Origin of the sequence: Pseudoalteromonas phenolica (assembly GCF_005876835.1) — a bacterium.
In the GTDB taxonomy this organism is placed as follows: domain Bacteria; phylum Pseudomonadota; class Gammaproteobacteria; order Enterobacterales; family Alteromonadaceae; genus Pseudoalteromonas; species Pseudoalteromonas phenolica_B.
Genome location: NZ_PPSW01000019.1, coordinates 1 through 25,850, shown reverse-complemented (window position 1 = coordinate 25,850; position 25,850 = coordinate 1). Strand labels below are relative to the sequence as shown.

The following is a 25,850-nucleotide window of genomic DNA, read 5'->3' as shown; positions in this document are numbered from 1 at the left end:
GGTTTAATCAGGAACAAGTTATGAAGGATTTGAATTTGATGCGAAAAGGTTTTAAACCTTCGGCATTGGTTTTAGCGATACTCAGCGCACCTGCCTTTGCAAGTGTGGATTGTACAAATATTCCTCAGTGGGAAGCTGGTAAAGCTTACTCGGAGGGCATGCAAGCTCAGCAAGATAAAGTAGCTTATAAGTCTAATTGGTGGAACAAAGTAGAACCTAAATTACGCTCAGGTGATTGGCAGGAGTGGACTAAACTAGGTAACTGTCAATCCGATGTACCTGTTAATGAAGCCCCAAAGGTGTCTTTGTTAAGCCCTGCAAATGGCAATTTTCTGAATGAAAATGACAGCGTTGCCATTTTAGCTGAAGCCAGTGATACCGACGGTCAAGTTAAGCAAGTTGAAGTCTATTTAGACGGTCAATTACTAACTACCCTCAATACTGCACCGTTTGAATTTAATTGGACGGCAGTGGTTGGAGATCATGTCTTTTATGCGATTGCACAAGATGATGACGGTGCGCGAACGGAGTCGGCACGTCATTCTGTGACAGTTCAGAAGAAATCAAATGAGAACCGAGCACCGGTTGTGAGTTTAGCTGCGACCTTGCCATCAGAGTTAGAAGTCGGCTCTCAAGTAACATTTAACCTGAGTGCGTCAGATGCTGATGGTCATGCAGTTACGCAAACACTGACAGTTAACAATGAAGTGGTTGTAAATAGCACTAAAGGGTCGGAGCGATACGTTTGGACACCAACCGTTGCGGGCACTTACACATTCTCTTTGACTGCTAAAGATGAATTGGGTCTTGCAGCCACACCCGTTGAGCGTGTTTACATCGTGAAAGAAAAAGGTGACCCAATTACAGGCCATGAAAACTGTCGCCCAGCAGGCCTTTACCAAGCGCAAGGTGTTCAACCTGCTTACTGTGATATTTATGACACAGAAGGCCGTGAGAAAATGGGGGCAGATCACCCACGTCGTGTAATTGGTTACTTCACAAGTTGGAGAAATGGCGCGAACGGTCAACCAAGTTATCTAGTAAAAGACATTCCTTGGGATAAAATCACCCATATCAACTATGCGTTTGCACACGTGAATGCGGCGAATGAACTAAGTATCGGCGATCCAAATGCAGCCGGTAACGCAGCTACCAACATGACTTGGCCGGGTGTTGAAGGCGCTGAGATGGACCCAAGCTTACCGTATAAAGGTCATTTCAACTTATTAAATAAATACAAAAAACTACACCCTGATGTGAAAACGATGATCTCTGTCGGTGGTTGGGCTGAAACAGGTGGTTTCTTCGATTCAAATGGCAATCGTGTGAACAGCGGTGGTTTTTATACCATGACTACTAACGCTGATGGCAGTGTAAACCATACTGGTATCGACGCATTCGTAGCCAGTGCGGTTAAATTCATTCGTGAGTATGGCTTTGATGGTGTAGACATTGACTACGAATATCCTTCATCGATGAAAGACTCAGGCCACCCTGATGACTTCCCAATTAGTAACGCCCGTCGTGCAGGCCTAAATGCTTCTTACGATGTGTTAATGCGTAAACTTCGTGAAGCACTAGATGCGGCAAGTGCGGCAGATAATACACACTATATGCTCACCATTGCATCACCATCTTCTGGTTACTTACTACGTGGTATGGAAACATTCCAAACAGCTAAATATCTAGATTTTGTGAACATCATGTCTTATGACTTACACGGTGCATGGAACGACCATGTTGGCCATAACGCAGCGCTTTACGATACAGGTAAAGATTCTGAGCTGGCGCAGTGGAATGTGTATGGCACTAAAGAGTTTGAAGGTATTGGTTACTTAAATACTGACTGGGCTGCGACTTACTTCAGAGGTGCGTTACCAGCAGGTCGTATCAATATCGGTCTACCTTATTACACCCGTGGTTTTAGAGACGTTCAAGGCGGTGAAAATGGCCTTTGGGGTCGTGCAGCATTACCAAATCAAGCTGATTGTGCACCAGGCACAGGTGTGGGCGAGAAGAACAAGTGTGGTAATGGTGCGGTTGGTATCGATAACTTATGGCATGACACTGTTGATGGTATTGAAGTACCTGCAGGTAGTAACCCGCTATGGCACGTTAAAAACCTACAAAATGGCATCACACCAAGTTACTTGGGTGTTTATGGTTTAGATCCGGTAAATAACCCTGAAGACAAAATGGTGGGGTCTTATACGCGTCATTATGACAGCGTTGCCATTGCGCCTTGGTTATTCAATGCAGAAAAGAAAGTGTTCTTATCGATTGAAGACGAAGAGTCAATGAAGACTAAGCTTGATTATGTGGTCAATAAAGAGCTTGGCGGTGTAATGTTCTGGGAACTTGCAGGTGACTTTGACTACGATACGCAAAAAGGCGAGTACTTCATGGGTAGCACTATGACGCGTCTTGCTTATGACACTTTCAACCAAGCATCAACACCATACGGTGCGCACTTAGGTGACGGCGCATTTGTACCGGCAGCCAAAGCGGTTGATATTAAGTTTGAGGCGAAGAACTTCCCAGTTGGTGATGATAATTATCCAATTCGTCCAACTTTCGCGTTCACTAACAACTCACAAATTGATTTATCTGGTGCAACGATTTCATTCAATATTCCAGTATCTACCTCTGCAATCTTTAAGTCAGATTGGAATGCGCAGAAGAAGTTAGGTATCAAGATTGATACGAATAACTCTAATGCCGCGGGTAATAATATTGGTGGCTTTGAGAATGAATTCCACCGAGCGTCAATCACTCTAACTAATGAGTGGGGCGGTGCAGCTGAATCATTTAAGCCGGGTGAAACTGTGAATGCTCAAGTACTTTACTACATACCTATTACCGGTCCGGTTAACTTCACGATTGAAAAAGATGGTGCCTCGTATGCATTTGCTAGCGAGTATCCAAAACTACCAATCGCGACTAAGCCAGATACAGGTAACCCAGGTAACGGTGATCCAGGAAATGGCGCGTGTAATGGGGTAGATGTTACCACCATTAATACTTATCCGAACTGGCCACGCACTGATTGGGCGGGTAACCCAAGCCATGCCAACGCAGGTGATTACATAATACACAACCAAGTTGTTTTCCAAGCAAATTGGTGGACATCGAAAGAGCCAGCTGAAGGCGGCGATTGGAAAAAAGTGTGTGCTTTGTAAGCCAAACCTTTAACTAGAAATTATTTAACCAGAAATCTAAGGGGCTGCTTGCCAGCCCCAAGGAACTATCATGAAAAAAATAATGTTATCGGCTATTGCTGTGGCAATGGGCCTAGGGTTTGCTGACTCTGTTTCAGCCCATGGTTACATGGATAGCCCTAAAGCGAGACAGGCAATCTGTGAAGAACAAGGTGGATTTTGGTGGCCAAAAGATGGCAGTAATATTCCAAATACTGCCTGTCGTGCAGCTTACCTAAAAAGTGGGCAAGTACAGTTTATACAGCTACATGAGTTTGCAGCTAATGTTCCTGAATACTTAAATCAAGCGGCTGTTGAAGCGGCTGTGCCTGATGGTGAATTATGCTCAGGTGGCGATGTAAATAAAATCGGCATCAACACACCTTCTGTTGATTGGCAGCGAACTGTTGTTAAACCTAATGCAAACGGCACCATTAAAATTCGCTACCGCGCTACCACACCTCACAACCCAAGTTTTTGGCAATTTTATATTTCAAAACCTGGCGTTGATATTCACGCACAGCCACTAAATTGGGCTGATGTAGAGCTTGTGCAAGAGCATGGCAATGTTGAATTTTTTATGGCGCCTGATGGTAAGCGTTATTACGAAATGGACGTTGCCATTCCAGAGAAATTTAATGGTGAAGCCATTTTATTCAGTCGCTGGCAACGTAATGATGTGGTAGGTGAAGGGTTTTATAACTGTTCAGACATTACCATTGAACGAGTGACAGATCCTAATCCAATTGAATGGCATGTGGCGGGTTATTTCATCAAACAAGGGCAAGAAGCCAATGCTGGCGATACAGTTTGGTTGCGTTTATTTGATGTGAACGGTCAAGAGCTTATTCAGCAACAATTAAAAGTTGCCGCTGATATGCCAAATTGGCAGCAGCAATTGGCAGAACAAGTCAGCCTAGACTTTGCCCAATTGATCCAGATTGGTATCAAAGATGCGCAAGGAAATGTGCAATTTGATGGTCAAAACTTGCTTTCAAACCAAGTGTTTGTAACGGATAAAAACCACACCTTTAATTTATCTATTGTCGCGGCACCTAAAAATACTCCGCCTACGGTACATACTCCATCGGCACTAACGCTGGAAGAAAATAGCAGTGCCCATCTGCATGTTCATGCCTTTGATGATGAGCAGCCAACACTTAGTTTTGTTTGGGAATTACCTGCACCGCTAACGTTCACAGGCAGTGGCTCAACCATCACAGTGAATGCGCCAGAAGTGACTGTCGATCAGCAATTTACCGGTTCAGTCATCGTATCTGATGGTGAGTTTAGTAAAACGGTGCCATTGACTGTCAATGTGAAAAATAAAGCCACGACACCACCTGATGGTTCAAAAGATACATGGCGCGCTGACAAGGTTTATACCGCAGGTCAAACCGCTATTTATAAAGGCAAAACGTATCGTGCCAAATGGTGGGTAAGAGGCCAAAAACCTGATAGCTCTCAAGCGTGGGAGTTACTTACAAAGTCTGGTGGTAATTAAGACGCCTGTGAGAAATACAGCTTTCTTAGGCGAAACCACAGTGCGTTATGAAAGAAAAATTATAAAGCATGTTGTTTGATGCAAGGGCAATGCCCGAGCTCAAACAATATAAGGAAACAACTTTAATAACCATTAGAACGACCCAAAGCGCTGAGATGCTCGTTTTTGACAAGCAAATACGAATGAGAGATGTGCGTGCGCATCACGATTTTTGTGCTTGTTAACTCATTCAGTGTTGAAACGTGGCGGGAAACACAACAATTGAAGGAACTAAACTATGTTTAAAATTTTAACTTCAGCAGTCGCAGTCGCGGCAGCCATGAGCGCAGCAACAGCGATGGCGGCACCGGCAACACCAAGTCTTAATTGGGAGCCGCAAAACTATTCGTTTGTTGAAATTAACCTCGATGGTCGCGGTTCATACAAACAGCTGGTTAAAACCAAAAAAGAAGTTCAGATCAACATAAAATGGAATGCATGGTCTGGCTCTGCAGGCGACACTTATAAAGTTTACTTTGACAATCAAGTTGTTCATCAAGGCCCTGTTGCTGCCGGCGCAAATGGTGGCACGATTTCATTCCCTTACACAAAGTCTGGTCGTCACGATTTACGTGTTGAGCTTTGTGATGCAACAGGATGTTCTAAGTCAGCTGCAAAACCGATTGTCATTGCTGATACAGATGGTGGTCATCTTGCGCCATTGGCGATGAATGTTGACCCAAATAACAAAACTTACCCGAAACAAACAGACACTGTGGTTGGTGCTTACTTTGTAGAGTGGGGTATCTACGGTCGTGACTATGATGTAACTAAGATCCCTGTCGATAACCTAACGCACATTCTTTATGGCTTCATTCCAATCTGTGGTGAGAATAGCTCACTAGGTGAAATTGAAAATGGTAACAGCTTACGTGCGCTTCAGCTTGCATGTGGCGATTCAAAAGATTATGAAGTCGTAATTCATGATCCATGGGCTGCAATACAAAAAGCACTGCCAGGTATCAACAGTAAAGACCCAATTCGTGGTACTTATGCACAGTTAATGGCGCTTAAGCAGCGTAATCCAGATCTTAAAATTCTTCCTTCTGTAGGCGGTTGGACACTTTCAGACCCTTTCCATGGCTTTACGGTTAAAGCAAACCGTGACGTATTCGTTAACTCAATGAAAGAGTTCTTAACAACGTGGAAATTCTACGACGGTATTGACATTGACTGGGAATTCCCAGGTGGTGGCGGTCCTAATGCTAACCTAGGTAGCCCTGAAGATGGTGCCGCTTATGTTGCACTTATGAAAGAGCTACGTGCCATGCTTGATGGTCTAGAGGCTGAAACAGGTCGTAAATATGAGCTATCTTCAGCGATTGGTACAGGTTACGACAAGATTGAAGACGTTGATTACAAGCAAGCTGCTCAGTACATGGATTACATCTTCGCGATGACCTATGACTTCTTTGGTGGTTGGAATAATGTAACAGGTCACCAAACTGCGCTTTACTGTGGTTCACATCTAAGCGCAGGCGAGTGTAATGGTACAGGTGTTGATGACCAAGGTAATCCTCGTAAAGGGCCTGCTTACACAATTGATAATGCAATCAAGTTATTGCTTCAACAAGGTGTACCAAGTAAGAAGCTAGTAGTAGGAACAGCTATGTACGGCCGTGGTTGGGAAGGTGTTTATCCACAAAATGCGACGATTGCTGATAACCCTATGACAGCACCGGGTAATGGCAAGTTAACAGGCACCAAAGCGCAGGGCGTTTGGGAGGCAGGTGTCATTGATTATAAAGGTGTTAAGTCTTACATGATTGGTGCCAACGAGCAGGGCGTGAATGGCTTTGAAGTGGGCTATGACGAGCAAGCACAAGGCGCATACGTGTGGAACCGTAGTACAGGTAAATTAATCACTTATGATAGCCCACGCTCTGTAAAGGCAAAAGGCCAATACGTGCGCGCTAACAACCTAGGTGGTTTATTTGCATGGGAAATTGATGCAGATAACGGCGATATCTTAAATGCAATGCATGAAGGCTTAGGTGCAAGTGATACGCCAGTAGATCGCGCACCAGTGGTTGACCTTGTTTCTGAAGTGACAATCGACTCTGGTAAGTCTGCTACTGTCTCAGCGACAGCGACTGATCCAGAAGGTAAAGCAGTGTCTTTCCAGTGGTCAGCAGATACAGCACTCACGTTAACAGCAAATGGCGCAAGTGTATCTGTTGCTGCACCAACAGTCACAGTAGACAGCGTTTATACCCTAAGCCTTAAAGTGTCAGACGGTAAAAACGAAGTAAACCGTCAAGTTAAAGTGATTGTAAAAGCACCGGCTTCAGATAACAAAGCACCAGTCGTGGGTACTGTTGCTGATGTAACTGTTGACGAAAAAGCATCTACTTCACTTTCTGTAACTGCCAATGACCCTGAGAACCAAGCGCTGACATACACTTGGGCAGTACCAGGTCATACAGTAACAGGTTCTGGTAGCTCAGTTACATTGACGGCTAACGAAGTGACTGCAACTGAAACAGTACAAGGCACAGTGAGTGTGAGCGATGGTGTTAATACGGTTTCTCGTACTTTCAACGTCACAGTGAATAACCTTGCAGATACAGGTAAAACAACTTGGGATGCCAATACAGTTTATGTTGGCGGCGACTTAGTTTGGTACGAAGGTACACAATACAAAGCGCGCTGGTGGACACGTGGCGAAAACCCAAGCACTAGCTCTGTATGGACAAAGCTGTAACTTTATTACCAATCCTCTTTATTTAGTCATTTATTTTGAGGATTGGTATGACATATAGCTAACGCATAGATTTTTCTTTTGGCAAGGACGCCTTTTTTATTATGAATCAACACGCCATGCTCTGCTTAATCTGTAAAAACCTCAGATTAAGCAGACATGTATTCTTCTTATACTTTAATGTGTTTTTTAACATATCAAAACGAGGATATGGTTTCGCCTTCTACAAATAGTGCCCGACTATTGTTCTTCATTTTTCTAATCCGGCTCCTTAAATTCCTTCACTGCAAAATAGGTAAAAATTTGCGCTTAATTTCTTAATGTTTTGGCTTAAATGTAGGCAGCTTTAAGTTTGAAAATTAGAAGGGAGGCATGCTTATTTAAGTATAAAGAATTGTTTTTCAATTCTGCCTGAACTAGAAAAACTCAATTACTTTAAAGAACATTGTTATCCCTTGTTTATTTTTGCGAAATTATTAACAATAAAAAGGTAGTGAAAATGTATTAAAACCAGCTTTTTAAATAAGAATCAATATCAATTTTTTAACAGTTTTGGCTAAGCACTTCTTTTCAAACCGTTTTGTTAAATTACTAGCCTATGCCTTAATTTAAACTAAAAGTATTGCAATAATTTATTTTAATAATCTTTTTATATTATTTGTGGCTGGTATGCTCAGTGAGTTTCGTAAAGTAAAGGTAACGATTTTTTGTAGTTTTTAATCAGTTATTTCTTCAGCGTATAACTTTAATCAAAGTTATATCTATATGTTATATATAAGTATTTTAACAGGGTTGTCATTTTTGATTGTTTTTTGACTCATTCTTTATTACTAATCGTTGCTTTATTAAAATTCAAAAAATCACAAATGTTAAAGTTTTGTGATTTAAAAATTGTGTTCTAGACTTTTTTTGCCCCTCAAATGGGTAAATAAGTGATTTTCAAATTAGTTGGTTGTTTAAATCACAATAATTAAGGTCAGGAACAAAATATGAAACATTTCAATTTAGTGCGCAGGGGATTCAAGCCTTCAGCCTTGGTGTTAGCCATGCTGAGTGCGCCCGGTTTTGCCGCTGTAGATTGTACAAATATCCCTCTATGGGAGTCAGGGAAAGTTTACACTGGCGGTAATCAAGTTCAGCAAGACGATGTTGCCTACAAAGCTAATTGGTGGAACCGCTCTTCACCAAAAGCTCGCTCAGGTCAGTGGCAAGAGTGGACTAAGCTAGGTGCTTGTGGTTCTGCTGAGCCAGAAAACCAAGCGCCATCGGTTAAATTACTTAAGCCGGCGGCAGACCTGTCTGTGCAAGAAAACGAAGAAGTCACGCTCGATTTTAGTGCACAAGACAGTGACGGTGTAATTAAACATGTTGCGATTTACCATAATGACTCATTGGTTACGGTACTAAGTAATGCGCCATATACTTTCTTTTGGAAAGCCAAAGCGGGTACTCATGAATTTCATGGTGTAGCACTAGACGATGACGGTGCAACGGCGCGCTCTGTTAGCCGTAAGATCACGGTGACGGCAGAACCACCAAAAGACAAAAACAATGCGCCTGTTGCAAGGCTTGCCGCTCAGTTACCGAGTGAGTTAGAAGTCGGCAGTGAGATTGTGTTCACGTTGGTAGCCAGCGACTCAGATGGTGACAAGCTTACACAAACGCTCAAACTAAACGGTGAAGTGCTTGCAACAAGTACTGAAAATGAACACCAAGTTGTGTGGAAAGCCTCCACGGCTGGCCGTCAAGTATTTAGCTTAGTTGCTGAAGATGAACACGGTTTAGCGTCTGATATCATCAGCCGCACCTTTGTGGTGAAAGACACCAACGACGGTGATGTGTCTCATGAAGACTGTCGCCCAGCTGGTTTATATCAAACACCAGGCGTGACGCCTGCCTACTGTGATATATACGACACCGAGGGCCGTGAAAAAATGGGGGCCGATCACCCAAGACGTGTGATTGGTTACTTCACAAGCTGGCGTCATGGTAAAAACGGTCAGCCAAGCTACCTCGTTGATGATATTCCGTGGGACAAGATCACCCATATTAACTACGCGTTTGCGCATGTTAATGACAAAAACGAAATCAGCATTGGTAACCCAAATGCCGAAGGTAATGCTGCCACTAATATGACTTGGCCGGGTGTTGAAGGTGCAGAAATGGACCCATCTCTGCCATACAAAGGTCACTTTAACTTACTGAGCAAATATAAGAAAAAACATAAGCATGTGAAAACGCTTATCTCAGTAGGTGGCTGGGCTGAAACCGGCGGTTACTTTGACGAAACAGGTAAACGCGTTAACAACGGTGGTTTTTACACCATGACCACCAATGAAGATGGTAGTGTTAACCAAGCTGGTATCGATGCGTTTGTTAAAAGCTCAGTTGAGTTCTTAAGAACCTATGACTTTGATGGTCTAGACGTGGATTATGAATACCCGTCATCAATGAAAGACACCGGTCACCCAGAAGACTTTGCAATCAGTAACGCTCGTCGTGCAGGTTTAAACAACTCGTACCAAGTACTGATGAAAGACCTACGTGAAGCCCTTGATAAAGCAGGTGAGCAAGACGGTAAACACTACATGTTAACCATTGCCGCACCGTCATCAGGCTACCTTCTACGCGGTATGGAAACATTCCAAACGGCTCAGTATTTAGACTTTGTCAACATCATGACCTACGACCTGCATGGTGCGTGGAATGATCACGTTGGTCACAATGCGCCACTGTACGACACAGGTAAAGACACAGAGCTGAAAACTTGGAATGTGTATAACACCAAAGAATTTGGTGGCATCGGTTATTTAAATACTGACTGGGCGGTGAATTACTTCCGCGGCACTATGCCAGCTGGGCGTATCAACATTGGTATTCCTTACTATACCCGTGGCTTTAAAGACGTACGTGGTGGAGAAAACGGCCTGTGGGGTCGTGCCCCTCTACCTAACCAAAGTGATTGTCCGAAGGGCACTGGCATTGGTGAAAAAAACAAGTGTGGTAACGGTGCCATTGGTATCGATAACTTATGGCACGACATCGAAAACGGCCAAGAAGTTGCAGCAGGCTCTAACCCACTTTGGCATGCTAAAAACCTAGAGCATGGCATTAACCCAAGCTACCTAGGGGTTTATGGTCTAACGCCTGACTCAGATCCGGATGATGTATTTAAAGGTGACTATGTGCGTCATTACGACGACGTTGCGGTGGCACCTTGGTTATACAACGCCGAGAAAAAAGTATTCCTTTCAATGGAAGACACTGAGTCGATGAAAACCAAACTCGACTATGTGGTTGAAAAGGGCCTAGGCGGGGTGATGTTCTGGGAACTTGCGGGTGACTTTGACTACCACGCTGATAAAGGCGAGTACTTCATGGGGTCAACCATGACGTCTTTAGCGTACAACACCTTTAACCAACGTGGTGTGGCGTATAACACAAGCTTGGGTGACAACGAATTTGTTGCGCCAGAAAAAGCCGTTGATATTCGTTTTGTCGCCAAAGATTTCCCGGTTGGCGACCAAAACTACCCAATTCGTCCAACTTTTGCGTTTACCAACAACTCAGAGCTGGATCTGACTGGGGCGACGATTACGTTCAACGTCCCTACGTCGACGTCACCGATTTTCAAATCGAACTGGAATGCACGCAAAAAGCTGGGCATGGCGGTTGAGCACGATGCGTCAAATAGCGCAGGTAACAACATTGGCGGTTTTGAGAACGAATTCCACCGTTTCTCAATTACCTTTAAAAACCAATGGGGCGGTCAGCTTGAGTCATTCAAGCCGGGCGAAACTGTGAATGCGCAAGTGATGTATTACATGCCAATTACTGGCCCTGTGAATTTTGTGGTTGAAAAAGACGGCAACAAGTATGCCTTCACTTCTGAATACCCTGAGTTACCTATTGCGACTAAGCCTGACACAGGCAACGGCGGCGGGAACGGTGGTGACACTGATGACAATACCCCACCAGACGGCAAAACCTGTGAAGGTGTGAATGTTAATAACATCAACACCTACCCGAATTGGCCGCGCACAAACTGGGCGGGTCAGCCAAGTCATGCAGTCGGGGGCGATCTTTTGATCCACAACGGCGCAGTTTACAAAGCCAAGTGGTGGACCAACGGCACGCCAAGCGACGGCGGTGCATGGCAAAAAGTATGTAACCTTTAACCCGTTAGGGTTCCCAACTGGGAGTGGCCATTAGGCCGCTCCTATATCAGACGTTTTCAACATGAATTATTGACCGATTGCGACCGAGTAGAGTCTGCGACGTTAGCAAAGTCATGTGTAAAACAATCGGAATCGATAATAAAAACGAGTAAACCATGAAAAAACAACTTACCTTATGCGCCGTTGGCGTCGCTTTAGGGGCGGGGCTCATTGGCAAAGTCAATGCGCACGGCTATATGGATTTTCCTAAAGCCAGACAAACGATTTGTCACGAGCAAGGCGGATATTGGTGGCCAGAAGATGGCGCTAATATTCCCAATGCAGCATGTCGCGCAGCGTATTTACAGTCAAAACATGAGCCGCTTATTCAGCGTCATGAGTTTGCAGTCAATACCGCTGATTACAACAACCAAACTGCCGTTGAAGCCAATGTGCCTGACGGCACGCTATGTGCGGCAGGTAATGCCAGCAAGGCGGGCATGACTATTCCTTCAGCAGATTGGCAAAAAACCGAAGTGGTGCCCAATGGCGAAGGCAAAATTAAGATCCGCTACCGCGCAACCACGCCACATAATCCAAGTTTTTGGCAGTTTTATTTAACTAAACCGGGCGTGGATTTTAAAAATAAACCACTGGCATGGGGCGACTTAGAGCTGGTGCAAGCGCACGGCAATGTTGACTTCTTTATGGCGCCAGATGGAAATCGTTACTACGAGATGGACGTTGCTATACCTGAGCGTTTTGATGGCGATGCTATTTTGTATAGCCGTTGGCAACGTGACGATGTGGTCGGAGAAGGTTTCTACAACTGTAGCGACATCACCATCAAGCGCGATGATGCCTCAACGCCAACGCCAGATACTTGGTTTGCTTCCGGCTACTTTGTAAAACAAGGGCAAGACGCACAAAACGGCGACACCATTTGGGCACGTCTATTTGACGAAAATGGCCGAGAGCTGATCCAAGAAAAATTTGATGTAACAGAATCAAATGCCAACCAGTGGCAGGCTGAATTTGCCAACAAGCTGGTATCTGGCTTTGACAGCTTGATCCGCATTGGTGTGCAAAATGCACGTGGTGAGATTGTATTTGATGCTGAAGACATCAAGCGTAATCAAGTTTTCTTAAGTAATAAGGCGCACAGCTTTAATCTTAAAGTACACAAAAAGCCGACCAATACCGCACCGACTGTGCATACGCCAGCACCGCTGACGCTAGAAGAAGGGCAAAGTAAGCATCTGCATGTGCATGCTTTCGATGACGAGCAAGCAACGCTGAACTTCGACTGGCAGCTACCTGCTGCTGTGCGTTTTACAGGTCAAGGCTCAACCATCACAGTGACTGCGCCGCAAGTGGATGCAGACACGCGTTTTGACGGCAAGGTAACGGTGTCAGACGGCTTTATCAGTAAAACCGTGCCGCTGGTGATTAACGTCACGAACAAAGTAGACAAGCCAGAACCTACACCACCAACAGGTAGAGACACTTGGGATGCAAACAAGGTCTACACCGCAGGTAATACAGCCGTTTATAAAGGCAAAACTTACCGCGCCAAATGGTGGGTACGCGGCCAAGCGCCAGACTCTAGCCAAGCTTGGGAATTAGTCCAAAGCGGTGGTGACGACACTCATTCATACAACCCCAACAAAGCCTACCAAGGTGGCGCTATTGTGACCTTTGAAGGTCAGCGCTATCAAGCTCGCTGGTGGACGCGCGGTCAAACACCGGGCCAAAGTTCTGTTTGGAAAAAACTCTAATAATACTCACTAAGGTAAATACAACATGTTTAAATATTTAACCACAGCTGCCGCCGTAGGCGCAGCTTTAGCAAGTGCCGCTTCATTTGCCGCACCATCGACGCCAAGCATTAACTGGAAGCCACAAAACTATTCGTTTGTTGATGTAAACATCTATGGTCGCGGCTCTTATAAGCAACTAATTCAAGCCAAAGAGGTTGTTGACATTCAAATTGAATGGAACGCATGGTCTGGCAAAGGCGGTGACAGCTACAAAGTATACTTTGACGATAAAGTGGTGAACGAAGGCACTTTATCGGCAGGCACGACAGGCGGTACTATTCGCTTCCCGTATCATAAATCTGGCCGTCACCAACTGCGTATTGCACTATGTGATTCAAGCGGCTGTGCTATGTCAGCGTCTAAGCCAATTGTCATTGCCGACACAGACGGCGGTCACTTAGAGCCACTTAAACTCAACGTTAACCCTAACAATAAAAAGTTCGACACCGATCCAAATACGGTGGTTGGTGCTTACTTTGTAGAGTGGGGTATTTATGGTCGTAAATTCGATGTGACTCAGATCCCAGCTGACAACATTACTCACCTACTTTACGGTTTTATTCCTGTGTGTGGTCCAAATGACTCGCTCGCAGAAATTGAAAACGGCAACAGCTTACGCGCCCTTGAACTGGCATGTGGTGGCTCAAAAGATTACGAAGTTGTAATTCATGACCCGTGGGCTGCAGTACAAAAAGCACTGCCGGGTGTGAGCAGCAAAGATCCAATTCGTGGTACTTACGCGCAGCTTATGGCACTGAAAAAGCGCAATCCTGACCTGAAGATTTTACCGTCGGTAGGGGGTTGGACGCTGTCTGATCCATTCTTCGATTTTGACAAAAAAGAAAACCGCGACACCTTTGTTAACTCAATGCGCGAATTCTTAAAAACGTGGAAATTCTACGACGGTATCGACATCGACTGGGAGTTCCCGGGCGGTGATGGTGCAAACCCAGATCTTGGCTCTGAAAAAGACGGCGAAGTGTACATCATTCTAATGAAAGAGCTACGAGAGATGCTTGATGAGTTAGAAATCGAAATGGGCCGTGAGTTTGAACTAACCTCTGCAATTGGTACAGGTTACGACAAAATTGAAGACGTTGACTACAAGCAAGCTGCTGAGCACATGGACTACATTTTTGCCATGACCTACGACTTCGCAGGTGGCTGGAACAATGTAACGGGTCACCAAACTGCGATTTACTGTGGCTCTCACATGAGTGCCGATGAGTGTAACGGCACAGGCGTAGACGAAAACGGCGAGTCAAGAAAAGGCCCAGCTTATACCTTAGACAACGCAATCCAATTACTACTTAAGCAAGGTGTACCAAGCGACAAGCTGGTAGTGGGTACTGCTATGTATGGCCGAGGTTGGGAAGGGGTTTACCCACAAAATGCTGAAATTGAAGGCAACCCAATGACCGCCCCTGCGAATGGCAAGCTGAAAGGCTCAACATCACAAGGCGTGTGGGAAGCGGGTGTGATTGATTATAAAGGCTTAAAAGCCCACATGATCGGTCAAGACGAGCAAGGTATTAACGGGTTTGAAGTAGGGTACGATGAACAAGCAGAAGCCGCTTATGTTTGGAACCGTCAAAAGGGCACATTGGTTACTTATGATAGCCCTCGCTCTGTGCGTGCCAAAGGTCGTTATGCACGCGAGCATAATTTAGCAGGCTTATTTGCATGGGAAATTGATGCAGATAACGGTGATATCTTAAACGCCATGCACGAAGGATTAGCGGGCGAAGTTGTGCCACCTAAGCCGAAAAACAAAGCCCCAATAGTGACACTTGTTGAGCAGATCACTCTAAACGCGGGTGATGTTGATGTTTTAACAGCTACCGCGACAGATCCAGAAGGGAAAGCTGTGACCTTTAACTGGCAAGGCGATGCAGCGCTGAATCTTCAGACTGAAAATGACAGCGTAATCATTGCGGCGCCTAAAGTAACCTCGGACTCAGTTTACACCGTTAACCTAAGCGTAAGCGACGGCGCTAATACGGTTAATCGTTCAGTCAAAGTGACTGTAAAAGCCCCTGTTGTAGAAAACAAAGCACCTGTTGTGGGCTCAGTTGCAGCGGTAACTTTAGACGAAAACACGTCAAAAACACTGAGCGTAACGGCCAACGACCCTGAGGGCAAAGCACTGTCTTACACATGGCGTGTACCGGGCCACACTGTGGTTGGTAATGGTGCAAGTGTGACACTTAAAGCGGGCGAAGTGGCTAAAACCACCACTGTAAAAGGCAGTGTTGCAGTGACTGATGGCAAGCACACAGTGACACGCGAATTCAACGTAACTATTAATAATGTTGAAGTAACTGAGCCAACACCACCGGGTAACGATGACACAACATGGGATCCGAACAAGGTTTACACAGGCGGTAACACGGTTAAGTACAAAGGCGTTGAGTATCGTGCTCGTTGGTGGACCAAAGGTGCAATACCAAGCAATGGCGGTGTATGGGCCGAGATCATCCCAGATGACGGCAAAGTACGCGCATGGCGTAGCGACCTAGTTTATACCGGTGGCGACAAGGTTGAGCATAACGGCGAAACTTACCAAGCTCGCTGGTGGACGCGCGGTCAAACGCCAGGCAACGGCGGCGTATGGCGCAAGCTTTAACCTTCATAAAGCAATAATCAGAACGTAGTTCATTCTAGGTGCATGGACGCACCTTTTTACAGCAATAGATAAAAATTAGAGAATAAAAATGTTAAAAATGAGTAAAGTAGCCTTTTTTGTGGCTGCAAGCATAGGTGCAAGTGCATTAACCAGCGTTACTGCAATGGCCAGTGAGCCGGTAAGTCTTCATGACAACAAACAGTTACAAAACAGCTTAAAGTCTCAGTTATCACAAAATGATAGTTTTTTTAGAGTAGCAAGCTCGTCGTCTCAGAGCGATTTTGAATTTAGAACGCATACAAAATCTGCTGATGGTAAGCATTTGCGCCGCAGCCAATATTATAAAGGTGTGCGTGTTTATGGTGGTGAAATTGTCACTCACCATGAAGAGAAAAATGTGTTCAGTGCTTGGTTTCAAACTGAGGGCGAAATAAAGTCTATTAGTGGCTCGGTGATCACAAAGCCAAGCATAGATACAGTTATTCCGAGCATAGACGCCGACAAGGCAATCGCGTTTGCTAAAGAGCAAATTAAAGCACTTATTTCATCATCTGATGAGCAAGCTGAGCTGATTATATTCCCACATAACGGTGAACTGAAACTGGCTTACTTAGTCTCTATTTTGGCTGAAACACAAGATGCACCAACGCGCCCAGAGTTTACCATTGATGCGCATTCAGGTGCGGTATTAAATCGTATTGAAACCTTGCACCACACCAGAGTGGGCTCAGGCCCCGGTGGCAATGAAAAGATCGGACTACATCACTATGGAACCGATAACCCCCATTTTCATGCCAAAGAGCTAGGCAATGGTCAATGTGAGATGTCGCACACAGATATTCGTGTGATTGACATGGAGCACGGCACGACAAATACAGAAACGTTTCAGTTCCCTTGCTATGAAAACACCCATAAAAGCGTGAATGGTGCTTACTCACCGCTAAACGACGCAATGTATTATGGCCAAGCCACCATAGATCTATTCAAAGACTGGTTCGATAGCCGCGCCCTAACTGGTGATTTGGTGATGCGTATTCATTATCGCGAAGATTATTTAAATGCCTTTTGGAATGGTAAAGAGGTGACCTTTGGTGACGGCGACTTAGCCAATTATGGCGTTTATCCATTCACATCATTGGGCGTTGTTGCCCACGAAATCGGCCACGGCGTGACGCATCAAAATTCAAAATTGGTCTATAGCAATATGTCGGGCGGTGTGAACGAAGCCTTTTCTGATATGACCTCAGAGGCCCTCGAATGTTACATGAACCAAAAGCCTGATGGCAGCTGTGAAGTTGATTGGTTAATTGGCGCAAGCATTTTCAAAAATCGCACTGCACTGCGTTATATGGCAAACCCTGAAAAAGATGGTCATTCAATTGGTCATGCAGATAAATTCAAACCGGGCATGGGCGTTCATAGTAGCTCTGGTGTGTTTAATAAAGCTTTCTATTTATTAGCAAATACGCCTGACTGGGGTGTAAAAAAAGCGTATGAAGTAATGTACAACGCCAACAAAAACTTCTGGGTATATAACGGTAACTTTGAATCACTTGCCTGTGGCGTAACCGCATCTGCAAAAGACTTAGGGTATGACATCAAAGCCATTGGTGAAGCCTTTAAGCAAGTGGGTGTTTTTGCGTGTACTGAAAACAAAGCGCCAACGATTACCCTGACTAGCCCTAAAGTAAACGCGCGTTTTATTGTGGGCACAGATGTGACCATTACTGCTGATGCAAAAGACGATTATGGCCGCGTTGAAAAAGTAGAGTTTTTTGTAAACGGTCAGCTACATACAACAGACACACAAGCACCATTCGAAACCAAGTTTACATCAAACAATACCGGTCAGTTCGTGGTTGCTGCTCGTGCAACAGACAACGATGGCGCTAAAGCAGATGCGCAAACGGTTAGCTTTACCCTAATTGACCCAAGTCAATGCAATACCGCACCTTGGCAAGGTGGCCGCGTATATACGTCGGGTCAAAAAGTCTCATTTGATGGCTTTGAATACGAAGCTAAGTGGTGGAACCGAGACCAAAACCCGGGTAGCAATTCAGGATCATGGGGCGTGTGGAAAAAAGGCTTAGAGTGTGGCGGCGTTACTGACAAGCCAAATCAAGCGCCGAGCGTGCAATTCATCAGCCCGCTAAACAATACTGAGGTTGAACAAGGGCAAAGCGTTAACTTTAATCTTGATGCAAAAGACAGTGACGGCGAAATTAAGTTAGTTGAAGTGACCATTAACGGCCAACTGCTAACGCGTTTAAATAGCGCACCTTATCAATTTAACTGGAAGGCAGACGAAGCAGGTAGCTACCGCTTTAGCGCCATTGCAAAAGACGACAAAGGTGCAACGACAACAGCCAAAGCAGTCACAGTGGTGGTAAATGAAAGCAAAGCACCAACGCCAACCGCACCAGAAGTGACGCTATTGTCACCAAGCAAAGGCCAAAATGTAAAACTTGGTGAGCGTTTATCACTTACTGTTAGCGCAAATGACAAAGATGGTGACCTAAAACAAGTTGCTTATTTTGTGAATGGCAAACAAGTGAGCGTAAGTACACAAGCGCCTTACGCGGCAAGTTTCACAGCCAACCAATTAGGTAATGTGAGCATTTACGCTGTGGCGACTGATGCAACGGGCTTAAGCACACAGTCAAAGGCAAACACCATCAATGTAGTTGATAGCAGCAGTGATTGTGCAGTAGCCGAGTGGAGTAATAACAAGGTGTATACCGCAGGTAATAAAGCAAGCCTAAACGGTGAGCTATATGAAGCTAAGTGGTGGACGCGTGGTCAAAACCCTTCTCAATACTCAAGCCAATGGGCGGTTTGGAAAAAGTTAGGCGCGTGTAACTAGTCTCAGATTTAGATAATTGGCTTTAAAGTTAATTAATTTAAAGAGAACAGAAACAACTCTTTTCAATTGAGTTTATTTTGGCCCGTGTTGGGCAAGCGCAACGGACTGCGCTTTTTTCAACGTCACTTTTACCCAATTAACTCGCTCTGCATTCATATTAATCCTGCATAATACTCAACCATTTTGAGGGACTAAACTGACGTTAGATTCGTTAACCTATAAGCCATGGTTAGGTTATTTTGGGATCGACAAATGTGACATAGGGCTAACCACGCCATGACCACCTTGTTGAATAACATGGGTATAAATTTGCGTTGTTCTTACATCACTATGACCTAGTTGTGCTTGGACAGTTCGGATATCAGCACCGCTTTGTAATAGATGAGTTGCGAAAGAGTGACGCAGAGTATGTGGTGTGACTGCTTTGGTAATACCTGCTAACTGTGCGGCTTTTTTAACGGCCCTTTGCACCTGCTTTTCATCAACATGATGACGCCTGAATTGCTTAGTCTCGGGATCAAGGCTGAGCTTTGATGATGGAAATAAATACTGCCAATTAAGCTTTTTATTTTGTCCTATATATTTGTCACGTAATCGATGCGGCATCCATACCCCATCGAATAATGGGTTCTTTAAATCGAGCATTAAATGACTTTGCACTTGTTGGATTTGTGCAGTTAAGAGAGGCACTAACTCCTTTGCTAATGTGACAACCCGATTTTTGCCTCCTTTACCATCCCAGATACGGATACAATGATAATCGAAGTCGATATCTTGCACTCGTAAACGCATAGCTTCCATAAGTCTTAACCCACTTCCATAAAGCAGAGCACAAGATAAATAATGACGGGTATTACACATTTTAAACAGCATCGCGACTTCCTCTTTTGTAAGTACGACAGGCAATTTTCGAGCTCTTTGGCTCTTATTAAAGTTTAGTTCTAAAGAAAGTGGGGCACTTAAGATATCTTTATATAAGTAGGCCAGTGCATTTAAAGCTTGAGATTGTGTACCTTGCGCAACATTTTGCTGATTAGCAAGGTGACTTAAAAACAACTCAACTTCCATATTTCCCATCACATTGGGGTGACGCATATCATGAAAACGAATATACGCTGCAATCCATCGTAAATAAGACTCGATGGTTCTTTTTGCATAGCGGCGAAGATACATATGCTCTTGCACCATGGTGAGAAAAGGTGATTTCATAAGTGAAAAAAAGTTTTAAAAAGATACTGTTTATATAGACAGTTGTTTGCAATTTGTCCAATAACATTATTACAGCGCGTTTTGTCCAATTTTCACAACTGAACAAAATTGGACATTCTAAACTCATGTTTACAATGAACTTTTCTTGTGTAAATATTGGGACACGTAATATAGCCCGTTTTGTCGGTATTTATTCAGGCATTTTGGGAGAGAATAAGCTGTTAGGCATACAAATGAAGCGTTGGTGTGTTTTTTTAATTGTAGTTTCTAGTTCTGCTCTTTCAGTTGAACTCGATGCTCTAGAAATAACTCAAAAAATATTAGAATCATCTAACCCCAAAGATGTAGCAGCCCAGTATTTTCATAATCAAGAGCTTTTGAACGCAATTGAAAACTTGGGTTCATTAGAAGGTTCAAAATGTTTCTTAAATCATGATTCAAAAGTTTTTGATACTGTTACGTGCCAAATTATACCAATAGGCCAAAAGAGTGGATTGGTTGTTGAATTTTACTACTTTTTAGACGGTGTAAATTGGGTCGGCACAAATTTTAGTTTTGTACAGCAACTACCAAAAGACATTTGTATAAACAATATAGCTGTGATTAAAGGTATAGGTAACGGATTAAGTTTTAATAAAATTAAGTGCTAATGTATGCCTAACAAGGCCGTTAAACCAAGGACACAAAACAGCAGGCTTGTGCTCCTTCGTCGCCAATTTTAGCCTGCTATTTTGTGCCGTTTACGGCAAGCGTTAGCTACCTATTGAGATTTAAGTATGTCTGATGAACCAGTGTACAAAAGGGCTTTTAAATACGCGTTGATACCTTCAAGCATGATTATCCTTCTTGTGATCTTTTCTATGCTTTCTCAAGAGGTAGTTGGTAGCAACTTAGAAATCGCATTTAGGTTTGTAGTTTCATGCTTAGGAGTTTTTATATCTATGTGGGCTTTACTTACAGGTTACTTATTTTTTAACCCTGATGCAGATAAACCTTCGCGGTAGCTAACAAGGCCGTTAAACCAGGGACACAAAACAGCAGGCTTGTGCTCCTTCGTCGCCAATTTTAGCCTGCTATTTTTTGCCGTTTACGGCAAGCGTTATGCGTCACTTTAAATCGCTGTCTTTGAAACGGTTTTTGCCTCAAGTCTTTTCTTCAAATTAGCTTTTAGGTACAGTGTTGCAATCAAGTTTTGCTCCGGTCTTGGCTTTTCGTTTTTCAATTTAAGCTGTGACCAGAATCATCATTCACCAGTCGAACGCTTCTTTGTAATTTTGAGTTTGGTGAATGTTTTTTAATTTTAAGTTTGGTTTATTAGTGCAGGCGCAAGCGCTTTGAAGTTTGTGTGTAAACGCATAACAAGGTCGTCAACGCGGACAAAAAACTGTTGGCTGCTACGCTTCGCTTCACATTTTAGCCAACAATTTTTTGCCGGTTACAACGGCGTTATGAGTAAATTCGAATATGCAGTATCAATTGAACTATGAGAATGAAATTAGGTTTGGTCCAGCATATTACTCATTAGAAATTGAAGGTAAAAAAGCACCTAACTTTTTTTATGGCTTTACTCGTAGTGAATTATTAAATGGGCGTTATTTAGCAATCGAAGAGTGGCTTACAACTGACTATAACAAGGGCCCAATTACTAGAGTCGCGATCTTTGATTTAGAAAATAAATTAGTATCTCGCTTAAAGGTTGTAGAAAAAGGCTTCGTTGGTAGCTTCAAGCTAAACAATAATATCTTTTCTTACCGTAAAAATTACCACGCAAACGGTAAAGTAGTCGAGTCAGAGGTAGACTGGAACTCTATTAAAGAGTGGAGTCCTATTTACTCATAACAAGCTGTTTAACAAGGACAAAATACAGTTGGCTTTTACTCCTTCGTCGCTTATTCTAGCCAACTAAATTTTGCCCATTAACAGGGCGTTAGGCAACTAAAGAAGGATTCGTTGTGAGAAGTATATTTCCAGGTCATTTTAGGCCTAAAGATGAAGAATTTAATAAACATTGGGACAGTTCAATTTTTATTATAGATGCTAATGTTTTATTAAACTTGTACAGGTATTCAGAGGCAACTAGGAAAGAGCTACAAAATGCAATTACATCTTTAAAAGGAAGAGTTTTTATTCCTCATCAAGCAGCTAGTGAATTTCTTAGAAATAGGTTGACCGTTACATCTGATCAATCAAAAGAATATACGAGCGCTATAAAAACTATCAAAGATTTAGTAAAAAAAATATCAAATAAAGATCGCCATCCTTTTATTAGTGATAATAAGTTAACCGAATTAAATGAATTGTCTGATAGTGTTGTTGAAAACCTCGAGTCGCAGCAAAAATCACTATTAGATAAATTATCAAATGATGAAATTCTCGAATTTATCGAAGTTACTTTTGAAGGTAAAACTGGGCAGCCGTATGACTCTGAAAAAATTAAAGAACTCATAGTTATCGGAGAGAGTAGATACGAATCAAAAATTCCACCTGGTTATAAAGATGCGGCAAAAGACTCAACAGAAGATCCAACAAGAAAATATGGAGACTTATTTGTTTGGTTGCAAACGATAGATTTTGCGAAAGCCAACAACTGCTCTGTCGTTTTTATAACGGATGATAAGAAAGAGGACTGGTGGTTAGAACAGTCGGGTAGAACTATTTCTCCGCGACCGGAGCTGATAGAAGAATTTATAAAAGAAACAGACCAACAATTCTGGATGTACTCTGTGAGTAAATTTATACAAGAAGCTGCTCGCATAAACATGAAAGAAGTTGATCAAAATGTAATAGATGAAATACGTATTATTAGTGAGCAGCTAGAAAAAATGTCCAAAGAAATTGCTCATGAAACTATGAACATCTCTTTTAATAAGAAAAAGCACTCACCATCCATACAAGTATCTCAGGAAGTCAGTGTTTGTAATGAATATGAAAATGTAGGTGTAATTGTTGTGAGTCTAGACCATGACATGCGTTATGCTACAGGAAGTGGTAAATTCAGTCCTCAATTATGCGATGTACCTGATTTTGATGTTGAATTTATTGATGGTCCGATTGATCCTAGTGAACTCGAAAGAGAAATACATATTAGTTTTGGTTGCGGAACAGTTAGAGATTTCAATGTTCATATGAAAGGAAAGCATAAGCCTCTCCCTGCTGGGGATTACGCATTCCAATATAGAGCTTTCGCTGATTTTGATGATGAAATTGAGAATGGGAATGAACCAGAAGTTGAAGAGTAGTCGTTGCCTAACAAACACCTAAAGCAGTGGACGCAAAACGCTTGGCTTGTGCTCCTTCGTCGCTAATTATAGCCAAGCATTTTGCGCCGCTTAGGTAAGGCGTTAGCAGCCAATCCATACTCGACATTCCAGCGCTAAGTTTAAGGGCGCACGCCCAGCACTGTTTTCTCAAATATTGGTTTGCTTTGGTGTTTCATTTGGCTGGTGTTCAGCTTACTAAAGTACAAAACCCAAACTAAGGTGTTTCCAGGTTTTCTTTAATCAGTTAAAGTACTTACATAAAACAAATTAGGTACATGTCGGTTGTTAATTAAAGTTATATAAGCTTTGGCAGCTAACAAGGGCTTAAACCAAAGGACGCAAAACAGCAGGCTTGCGCTCCTTCGTCGCTAATTTTAGCCTGCTATTTTGCGCCGGTTAGGCAAGCGTTAGAGCACCAGTAATCAAGCATGGATGAAAATATGAAGTTTGGTGAAATTTGGGACAAATTCGAATTATACATAATGTCACTTTGGTTTCTATTTTTCTTAATTATAGTGATCACAGTAGATATTCCTATGTGTTTTGGAGACAACTGCCAATTCATTGGTTTTTGGGAGGTTATTAAGAAGAATATAGTTCCTGCTATTTCTTTGCTATTGGTTTTATTTGGAATTATTTTTTATTACCGCTTTGATTACAGGGTTTCAGGTAGTAAGAAGTTACCAGTTGAAATTACAAAAATTGAAGACCTAAATTACGAACACCTTACATTTCTAACTACTTATATTATTCCCTTAATTTGCTTTAACCTTACAAGTACAAGATATTTGATAGCTTTAGCTTTTTTGTTAATTGTCATCGGCATTATTTATGTAAAAACAGATAAGTTTTATGCTAATCCGACACTTGCTGTTTTAGGTTTTAGGCTATACAAAGTCACGGTTAAGACAAGGACAGGTATAAAAGAAAATATTGTTGTAATAACAAAAGATAGGTTAAGTGAACTTGATCAATTAAATACGTTGGATTTAGATAAAAAAGTATATTTTGCGAGGAAAGTCGAATGACTATTGAAAACTTAAAGGAAGAAATTTCATCTGTTATTACAGCGAAAGGATGTTCTGCTGAATTTTTCTTTCTTTTAGATAGCGATGAAGGAATGTGTGTTAAATCAGTTGATATTAACGAAACCGATCAAACTAAATTAGCAGAAATGTTTACTGAATCATTGAGTAATAAAATTCTTCTTAACGATGATCTGTCACTTATTCCTATATCAAGTGCAGACGATCGGAAGAATGCTCTATACGAATATGATTTAGACGATATCCCTGATGAACTATCTAACTTAAAAAAAATAATTGAAAGTGAAAAGTTTGACCCTTTCTCATTTAGTGATGACTCATTAAAACAACTGGAAGGTGTACTTATCTTAATTGGCAATCAAGACGTTCAACTTGCCATTTATAAGCATCATTACCCAATTACATTATTACAAAAAGATAGTGGTTTTAGCTTAACTAAAATGCGAGGTTCAAATAGGTTTCAGAAACTGGACCAAGACATCCTTAAAATTGACCCCAAGTTTCAGTTTATAAAATTGAATGGTAAATATTATATACTCGATATTAAAGCACTAGAAAGGTTTTTTGGTTTCCATGATGCTATTAAAAACATTGCAACTCAGGGTGTAGAGAATATTAAAACATCTGACTTAGTAATGGATTGTGGTGTGTTTGAATCACGTCTTGATGACATAACTTTTTCAAGAAAGTTGGTTAAATCAGCTAGTCAATCACCTGTTTTATCAGTAATACCTAATCGTGAAATATTGTCTTTTACAAATACTCACCCTGCGTTAAAAGGAAAATTTAAATATAGTGCCGATGGCTCTCAATTCGATTTGAAAACTAAAAAATCTCAAAACTTATTTCTTAAGTTACTAAACGATGACTTCTTACAATCAGAATTAACTAAGAAATATTATGAGAGTGTAGCAAAAGATAACATTGAAGAAGCTGCTGAAAATGCGGCGTAATGGTGCTCTAACAAGCAACTCAACCCGGATTCGGTTTACGGTCACGTGTTTTGCAAAAACACGCAAAACAACGTGCCAGCAAACCTCACCGGTTAGTTGGGCGTTATGCGTCACTTTAACTCGCTGTCTTTAAAACGGTTTTTACTTCAAGTCTTTTCTTCAAATCGGCTTTTAGGTACAGTGTCGTAACTAAGTTTTAAGTTGGTCGTTGCTTTTCATTTTTCAATTTAAGCTGTGACCAGAACCATCATTCACCAGCCGAACGCTTCTTTGCAATCTCGGGTTTGGTGAGTGTTTTTTAATTTTAAGTTTGGCTTATTAGTGCAGGCGCAAGCGCTTCTAAATTTGAGTGTCAACGCATAACACATATGAACCTTCTCGGATCAAGTAAGCATAACGATTCTTTTTAGCTGCTTTTAAGCAGCTAATTTGTATTAGCAATCATTTAAATCTATTCAACTTCGTTATGTCGGCT

At 42.5% G+C, this 25,850-nt stretch carries 13 protein-coding genes; 12 read left to right on the top strand and 1 reads right to left on the bottom strand.

Going from position 1 to position 25,850, the window contains the following annotated elements:
* Positions 1–20 precede the first annotated feature (20 nt).
* From C1E24_RS12405 to C1E24_RS12375, 7 genes are all read left to right on the top strand, one after another.
* On the top strand, positions 21–3,179 hold the full coding sequence (locus C1E24_RS12405) for a glycosyl hydrolase family 18 protein (protein ID WP_138481905.1): 3,159 nt from the start codon (positions 21–23) through the stop codon (positions 3,177–3,179).
* Positions 3,180–3,249: 70 nt separating this feature from the next.
* Entirely contained in the window at positions 3,250–4,701 is a 1,452-nt protein-coding gene (locus C1E24_RS12400; protein ID WP_240722010.1) for a lytic polysaccharide monooxygenase, read from the top strand.
* Between the two features lie 277 nt (positions 4,702–4,978).
* A complete protein-coding gene (locus C1E24_RS12395; RefSeq protein WP_138481903.1) occupies positions 4,979–7,444 on the top strand; it encodes a glycosyl hydrolase family 18 protein in 2,466 nt (821 codons plus the stop codon).
* A 986-nt stretch (positions 7,445–8,430) separates the two neighbouring features.
* Positions 8,431–11,619 carry a glycosyl hydrolase family 18 protein gene (locus C1E24_RS12390; protein WP_138481901.1) on the top strand — a complete coding sequence of 1,063 codons (3,189 nt, stop codon included), beginning with the start codon at positions 8,431–8,433 and terminating at the stop codon, positions 11,617–11,619.
* Positions 11,620–11,774: 155 nt separating this feature from the next.
* Positions 11,775–13,376, top strand: coding sequence for a lytic polysaccharide monooxygenase (locus C1E24_RS12385; RefSeq protein WP_138481899.1), 1,602 nt, complete (start codon positions 11,775–11,777; stop codon positions 13,374–13,376).
* Positions 13,377–13,401: 25 nt separating this feature from the next.
* On the top strand, positions 13,402–16,044 hold the full coding sequence (locus C1E24_RS12380; RefSeq protein ID WP_138481897.1) for a glycosyl hydrolase family 18 protein: 2,643 nt from the start codon (positions 13,402–13,404) through the stop codon (positions 16,042–16,044).
* A gap of 97 nt (positions 16,045–16,141) precedes the next feature.
* Complete coding sequence (locus C1E24_RS12375; RefSeq protein WP_240722009.1) at positions 16,142–18,907, top strand: Ig-like domain-containing protein; 2,766 nt, start codon at positions 16,142–16,144, stop codon at positions 18,905–18,907.
* 234 nt (positions 18,908–19,141) lie between these two features.
* Here the strand turns inward: C1E24_RS12375 and C1E24_RS12370 are convergent, their stop codons facing one another.
* Positions 19,142–20,116, bottom strand: a complete 975-nt coding sequence (locus tag C1E24_RS12370; protein WP_138481894.1) for an integron integrase — start codon at positions 20,114–20,116, stop codon at positions 19,142–19,144.
* A gap of 125 nt (positions 20,117–20,241) precedes the next feature.
* Between C1E24_RS12370 and C1E24_RS12365 the strand changes: the two genes are divergently transcribed.
* From C1E24_RS12365 to kwaB, 5 genes are all read left to right on the top strand, one after another.
* The gene (locus tag C1E24_RS12365; protein WP_138481892.1) at positions 20,242–20,766 is read left to right on the top strand and encodes a hypothetical protein; all 525 of its coding nucleotides are present in this window, start codon (positions 20,242–20,244) and stop codon (positions 20,764–20,766) included.
* An 814-nt stretch (positions 20,767–21,580) separates the two neighbouring features.
* Entirely contained in the window at positions 21,581–21,955 is a 375-nt protein-coding gene (locus tag C1E24_RS12360; protein WP_138481890.1) for a hypothetical protein, read from the top strand.
* A 113-nt stretch (positions 21,956–22,068) separates the two neighbouring features.
* Positions 22,069–23,355, top strand: a complete 1,287-nt coding sequence (locus C1E24_RS12355; protein WP_138481888.1) for a PIN domain-containing protein — start codon at positions 22,069–22,071, stop codon at positions 23,353–23,355.
* 461 nt (positions 23,356–23,816) lie between these two features.
* Positions 23,817–24,404 (top strand): anti-phage protein KwaA, encoded by a 588-nt coding sequence (gene kwaA, locus C1E24_RS12350; RefSeq protein WP_138481887.1) that lies wholly within the window; start codon positions 23,817–23,819, stop codon positions 24,402–24,404.
* Positions 24,401–25,375 carry an anti-phage protein KwaB gene (gene kwaB, locus C1E24_RS12345; RefSeq protein ID WP_138481885.1) on the top strand — a complete coding sequence of 325 codons (975 nt, stop codon included), beginning with the start codon at positions 24,401–24,403 and terminating at the stop codon, positions 25,373–25,375. Before kwaA ends, kwaB begins: the two co-directional genes overlap by 4 nt.
* Positions 25,376–25,850 lie beyond the last annotated feature (475 nt).